The sequence below is a fragment of the Natronomonas sp. genome (genome assembly GCF_046710025.1).
Taxonomy (GTDB): Archaea; Halobacteriota; Halobacteria; order Halobacteriales; family Haloarculaceae; genus Natronomonas.
Map to the genome: position 1 here is coordinate 1 of NZ_JBKEGK010000180.1, position 5341 is coordinate 5341.

7 protein-coding genes are annotated in these 5341 nt (G+C 65.7%); 2 read left to right on the forward strand and 5 right to left on the reverse strand.

All coding sequences use genetic code 11. The features are described from left to right. Window positions 1-291: 291 nt before the first annotated feature. The 3 genes from ACI944_RS11315 to ACI944_RS11325 form a co-directional block, all read right to left on the reverse strand. On the reverse strand, window positions 292-1368 hold the full coding sequence (locus ACI944_RS11315; protein ID WP_411719162.1) for an archaeosine biosynthesis radical SAM protein RaSEA: 1077 nt from the start codon (window positions 1366-1368) through the stop codon (window positions 292-294). Window positions 1369-1410: 42 nt separating this feature from the next. Further along, window positions 1411-1797, reverse strand: a complete 387-nt coding sequence (locus ACI944_RS11320; protein WP_411719163.1) for a VanZ family protein — start codon at window positions 1795-1797, stop codon at window positions 1411-1413. A gap of 69 nt (window positions 1798-1866) precedes the next feature. Further along, window positions 1867-2169: an amphi-Trp domain-containing protein gene (locus ACI944_RS11325; RefSeq protein ID WP_411719164.1), complete on the reverse strand. Its 303-nt coding sequence runs from the start codon at window positions 2167-2169 to the stop codon at window positions 1867-1869. Window positions 2170-2263: 94 nt separating this feature from the next. On the opposite strand from ACI944_RS11325, the gene ACI944_RS11330 reads away from it, so the two are divergent. Then, the gene (locus ACI944_RS11330; protein WP_411719165.1) at window positions 2264-2623 is read left to right on the forward strand and encodes a winged helix-turn-helix domain-containing protein; all 360 of its coding nucleotides are present in this window, start codon (window positions 2264-2266) and stop codon (window positions 2621-2623) included. 83 nt (window positions 2624-2706) lie between these two features. Here the strand turns inward: ACI944_RS11330 and ACI944_RS11335 are convergent, their stop codons facing one another. Continuing rightward, window positions 2707-3567 carry a hypothetical protein gene (locus ACI944_RS11335; RefSeq protein ID WP_411719166.1) on the reverse strand — a complete coding sequence of 287 codons (861 nt, stop codon included), beginning with the start codon at window positions 3565-3567 and terminating at the stop codon, window positions 2707-2709. 158 nt (window positions 3568-3725) lie between these two features. Between ACI944_RS11335 and ACI944_RS11340 the strand changes: the two genes are divergently transcribed. Further along, the gene (locus ACI944_RS11340) at window positions 3726-3929 is read left to right on the forward strand and encodes a hypothetical protein (RefSeq protein WP_411719167.1); all 204 of its coding nucleotides are present in this window, start codon (window positions 3726-3728) and stop codon (window positions 3927-3929) included. Between the two features lie 422 nt (window positions 3930-4351). On the opposite strand, the gene ACI944_RS11345 is transcribed toward ACI944_RS11340, so the two are convergent. Further along, window positions 4352-5341, reverse strand: a 990-nt coding sequence (locus ACI944_RS11345) for an ABC transporter substrate-binding protein (RefSeq protein WP_411719168.1), incomplete at its 5' end; no start/stop codon positions are given.

A 5341-nucleotide genomic window follows, 5' to 3' on the forward strand; every position in this document is an offset into this window, starting at 1 on the left:
CCGCGGGCTCGACGGCGGGCGGACGGTCGGGGTATCGGCTCAGGCGGGCGCGTATTCATTATGATCGGCTCATCGGGAGTGTCGAGGGGGACGGGGGGTCGTCGGAGGCGTATGGGTGGCGTCGAGGATGGGTGGAAGTCGCCGCAGGCGCGGTGGATCCCCCGAATCCGACTGGCTGACTGGACCCGTCGAGACGCCTCGGTAAGATCCGGTCGAGACGATGTGGGGGGAAGATGGAGTTGAGTGCGGATCGACCCGACGGGGCCGGACACGACAGAGGGTGCCAGTCGGCTACCGGACCAGGGGCTGGTTGTACGCCGTCTCCTCGCGCATGACGTACGCCCACGTCGACTCACACTCACAGGAGACTTCCTCGAACACCGAGGGATCCTGCCGGAGGTCGAAGTCCTTGATCGCTCGCTGGACGAGGTCGTCGCACTCTCCACAGTTGTGCGGGCCGCGGTCGGAGCCGTGCCCGACGGGATCGGAGACGACGATGATATCTTCGTCGGCAGTCGCCTCAAGCACCTCGGCGATCGACCACAGCCACGGGGGCCGGTAGCCGCCGTCGTGGTACAACTCCTCGACCATCGTGTGCCGCTGAACGTTGCAGGGGTTCATCGAGACGGTGTGACAGCCCTCGACGGAGCCACACCGGCGGACGGACCGTTTCATGTCTTCGACGGCATCGGGTTCCGCGAGGAACGGGGGCTTCATCAGTAGGTACGCCTTGACGCTCGCACCCGCGGCCCGCGCCTCGGCGCATGCCGCTTCGAAGTCCGCGAAGTCGAAGTACTTGTTGACGGCATCGTGGCGAACACGGTCAGTCGCGGTTTCGAGGCCGATCGCCACGTCGACAGCGAGCCCTCGGTCGACGAACGCGGCCAGCTTCTCCCGGTCAACGAAATCGGGCAGCGATTCGACGACCATCCGCTCGCGGTCGCCAAACGTTTCGGCGATCGCCTCGCGGGTCTCGGCAGGAACTTCTCGTTCGTCCAGAAACGACCCGGAGGTGTAGATCTTGATCAGGTCGGCCGGGTCGTCAGCGTTATCGGTTTCGTGCTTTAGACAGTGCTCGACCTGCGTCATCAGGTTCTCATGAGCGACGGTGCCGCCTTCGACGCTTTCCGCGACGTACCCACACATCGTACAGCCGCCGGCTCGCGCCCACCGGCAGCCGCCGGTGTTCAAAATGATAGTAAGGGAGTTCCGAACCCCATCGGGGGTGTTGTCCTCGTCAAGCCACACCCGCGTCGGCTCCGTCGGGTCGTAGCTCTTGTCGTTGCGCGCCCGGATCTCGCGCATCACCTCGTTGTGGGCGTCCATCCCTCGCCCCGACTCGTAGACCTCCGGCGTCGGCTGACTCATTGATATGAATACGCCGTCGGCGCGTAAATCCGTGTCGGAGCGTCAGTCGCCATCGATGTCGGAAGGGCGGGTGAGAAGCCGCCACGCTCCCGCCCCGAACGCCGACCCGACGGCGTTTATTACCGCGTCCACCGCCGACGTTGTTCGGTAGGGAATGTGCCATTGGAGGATCTCGATCCCGGCGCCGTACACTGTCGCGACTGTCACTACGACGGCAAGCGTTCGCCGGTCGACCGACCGGGCGGCGTAGCCGAGCGCGGTGGCCAACCCGGCGTAGGCGACGACATGGAGGTAGACGGTGGTCCCGACCCCGAAAACCATCCGTGGCATACCGTCACCGGGGTCGACAACCGAGGCGGCGAGGATCGCGGCCGCACAGCCAATTACGACGACGTACCGGAACGGCCTGAGGGGGGTGGGACGGCTCACGGGCTGGGCACGGTCGTTCCTTCGGGGAGGGGTGTATAAAATACTGCCGTCGCCCGTGTGAACGCCCCCCTACTCCGCCGAGAGGCTGCCGTTGTCTTCCGGTTCCTCGAACTCAAGTTCGACCTCAAGTTCCCGCCCGGAGCGGTTTGAGAACTCCACCTCGACTTCGATCGGCTCAGCGTAATTAAATGGGATCTCCCAGTCGTCGCCGTGGATTGTCACTTCGCTGTCGTCCTCGAGAGCGTCGGCGAGCGTCCGAAGGAACGACGCGGTCTCCTCGCCGGAAAGATACACTTCCCGCTCGAAGAACCCATCGGTGATCGTCTCGATGTCACCCGGCTGGTTGCTCGGAAAATCAACTTTCTTCGTCATATAGGTTGATTTGTTCCGATCAGGTTTAAGTATATGCACCGAACTGTCTGGTACCGAGGGTAGTTATTTATCGACGGCGCACCTGTTAAGAAGTATGTCGCTGTTCAAGGTGTTCGGCAGCAGCCAGCGGTTGGAGATCATCCACGAGTTGACCGACGGACCGATGTACGTCTCGGAGCTCACGGAGGCCGTCGGCATGGACGGCAAAACCGCGGCCCACCACTTGACAGTTCTGGAGGATGCGGATCTCGTAGAGCACTACCGCCGAGGGAACCGCAAGTACTTCCGGCTTATAAAACGCGTCCGCTTCGAGGCCTCGCCGCCGCCGGAGCGCTCGTTCGTCCTACAGGCGGCGAGCGAGGAGGCGTCCGATCGGCCGGCGGCGGAAAAAGCCGGGGAAACTTCAAAGGGCACGGCCGCATCAGCCACCGAGGGCTCGACGGGCAGGCGTTGACGCGGATCTCGGTGGTTGGCCGATTGTAACCCCAGCCCGTTTGGAGCCCGTCTGAAGGTCGCTAGGAGCACCTGGGGGCGATTTTAATCCCGTATCGCCCGGATCCGTGCCGGCACATCGTCGCCCGTACCAGGGACGGCGTCGTCAGCCAGCGCTGCCTCACACGCCGAGCAGCGCGCCTCCAACAGCGTGTGCGGGCGTTCACAGCAGGGGTCGACGGTCCGCTCCGCAAGTTCGACCCGGCCGCCGCAGTCGGGACAGGTGTTGATAAATAGTCTGAGGTCCCGAAACAGCCCGATCCGTCTGTCCGGTTTGATCTCGTCCCACCCCTCGACGGTCGCCACGAACACGCGGGCGGCGGCAACATCGGCCCGCATCGCTGCCGTGGAAAGCCACCGGACGGACTGGGAGCCATCGACCACCGCCGCGGTGTCGGCGTGCTTCGAAACGTCTTCGGTGCCGAGCGCGTCACACAGGTCGGCCTCAGTCGGTGCACCCGGCGGAACGTCGTTTAGGGCCGTCTCCCACCGCTCGACGAAGGGGTCGGCGAGCGTTGGACGGCGATCCTGCTCCGCCTCAACGTTGTTTCCTCCGTTCCCATTCCCGCCTTCGAGCGCGCCCGCGGCGGTGAGCCACCGCTCGCTCGGGGCGTCATCGGCAACCGACCGGACAGTGCGATCCGAGACCGGTTCCTTGCCAAACGCTCGGAGGGCGGACGCCGGGAGGTACCGCTTCGTCAGCGTCGGAGTACCGGGAACGAGATACCCGCGGACGTAGATGCTCGCGGCGCCGGCGGCGAACGTTCCAGCGGCGACCCACGGGGTGAGGAGAATCCAGGCGGCGGTCGAGAGCACCACTGTGAGAAGGAGGTTGACGGCGGTACACGGTCCACAGCGGTTCTCGCCCGTGTACTCCGGCTGTCGGAACGAGTCGACGACGCTCATCACTGCCGTGTAAGCGCGAACATAATATAAAACATCCCGTCAGCCGGGACGTAAAGGCTGATACCGTCACTTTCATTCGTCGGTCGGACGCGAAAGTACGGCTGTTTGTAGCGATATTGTTAATACTAGTACTACCAAGCGATCGTGCCGTTCGGCGCATGTACGCAGGTGACCGTTCGGAGTCGGGCAATGCGTCGGAAGCGCGGGTGGAGACGGGAAGCGATCGGTCATGCGGGCGGCGTGCCGTCCTGGCCGCGGTGGGCGCGGGGACAGCGGCACTTGCCGCGCTGTCGGCTCTCGGGCCCCTGTTTTATCTCGTTCCGGCGCTCCTCGGGCGGGTGGTCGGCGCGCGGTTCGGGTGAGAATCGGCCTTACTGTGTCGGCAACCGTCGCCGGACGAGCCGCTGGGCCCCGATCGTCAGGTCCTACAGCGCGAGGCCGCTCGAGGCGACGATCCACTCCGTGATGACCGCGCCGGCAACCGACAGCATCACCGACTGTTCCAGGCCGGCGAAGACGTTCAGGGTGGCGTAGGGAGCCGGACACGCAGAAACGTCTCATGAGGGTCAGCGTCGACAGAGCGGAGCAACTCGGCACTGCGGTGGCCGTCCGGGGTCCGAGATAGATCAATACGCGACAGCGATCTTCGGGGGCACGCGGACCACGACGAGCTACGGATACGACGCCGTCCGGAGCGTCGCCGAGTTACCGACGACGACGCCGAGGTCGACGTCCTCGACCGCCGTGACGGTGTCGAAGGCGACGGTGACACCATCGAAGTCGATCACGCCGTTTCGAGCCTCCCGGTTCGGGCCAGCGCGATCCGAAGCCGGTCCCAATCGTCCTCGCGGTGGGCGCCCCAGCCATCGGTCCTGCTGGCCTTGCTGTCGGCGAACGAGGACAGCGCCGTTCGGAACGTCCGCTCGATCTCGTCGCGGTCGGCGTCGCTTGCCGCCGCGATGCGTCTCGCCGCCGGCGTCGGGTCCGCCCGCCCGGCGCGCCACCCGAGCATCGTACCCGTGAGAAACCGGCGGAGCCGATCGGGTGCGACCGCGCCGGGATCGACCGCGAGCGCCGGGCCGTATATCGGGAACTGCTCGGCGATCGCGAGCGTCTCGACCTCGGCCTCGCCGTCGAGCCGCCAGGGGTCCGAAACGGAGCCGGCGACGACGTCGGCTCGCCCAGACCGGAGCGCCTCGATCTCCTCGCCATCGGTTTCGAGTATCTCGACGTCATCTCCGACGCCCGCCTGTGAGATGAACACCTCCGCGAGGAGCCGCGTCTCGGTGTTCGGGGACAGCCCGATACGCCGGCCGCGAAGCTGTTCGCTCGCACGCAACGCTCCGCCGAAGGCCGCCCGTGTCGTATAGAGAACGGCCATCGCGCGCTGATACAACACCGCGAGCGGTTCGATCGCCACGCCCCGCTCGATCGCGCTTGTCAGCGTCGCTGCCCCGACCACGCCGACATCGACCGCGCCCGCCGCGATGGCCTCCAGCGAGGCCCGCGAGCCGCGGTGGTGGACGAACTCAACGTCGAGTTGGGCCGTTCTGTATGCGTCTGCTGTCCGCGCCGCGTAAAAGGGAATCTGAAGGCCGTTCGGCAGCCAGTTGAATCCGACGCGGAGCGGTTCCTCGGACGGTTCCCCGGCGGTTCCGGTCTCGACGTCGGCAGATAGCGCCGACACGAGTCGGTCGGCCCGGCTCTCGTAGGCGCAACGCATTGCCGTTTCGGTCGTCACCTCGGCCGACCACGCCTTCGGCGGCCGACCCTG

What these genes read in the sequence shown, in the direction of transcription:
- ACI944_RS11315 (WP_411719162.1), bottom strand. Translation starts at nt 1,368, where the DNA reads ATGAGTCAGCCGACGCCGGAGGTCTACGAGTCGGGGCGAGGGATGGAC.
- ACI944_RS11325 (WP_411719164.1), bottom strand. Translation starts at nt 2,169, where the DNA reads ATGACGAAGAAAGTTGATTTTCCGAGCAACCAGCCGGGTGACATCGAG.
- ACI944_RS11330 (WP_411719165.1), top strand. Translation starts at nt 2,264, where the DNA reads ATGTCGCTGTTCAAGGTGTTCGGCAGCAGCCAGCGGTTGGAGATCATC.
- ACI944_RS11335 (WP_411719166.1), bottom strand. Translation starts at nt 3,567, where the DNA reads ATGAGCGTCGTCGACTCGTTCCGACAGCCGGAGTACACGGGCGAGAAC.
- ACI944_RS11340 (WP_411719167.1), top strand. Translation starts at nt 3,726, where the DNA reads ATGTACGCAGGTGACCGTTCGGAGTCGGGCAATGCGTCGGAAGCGCGG.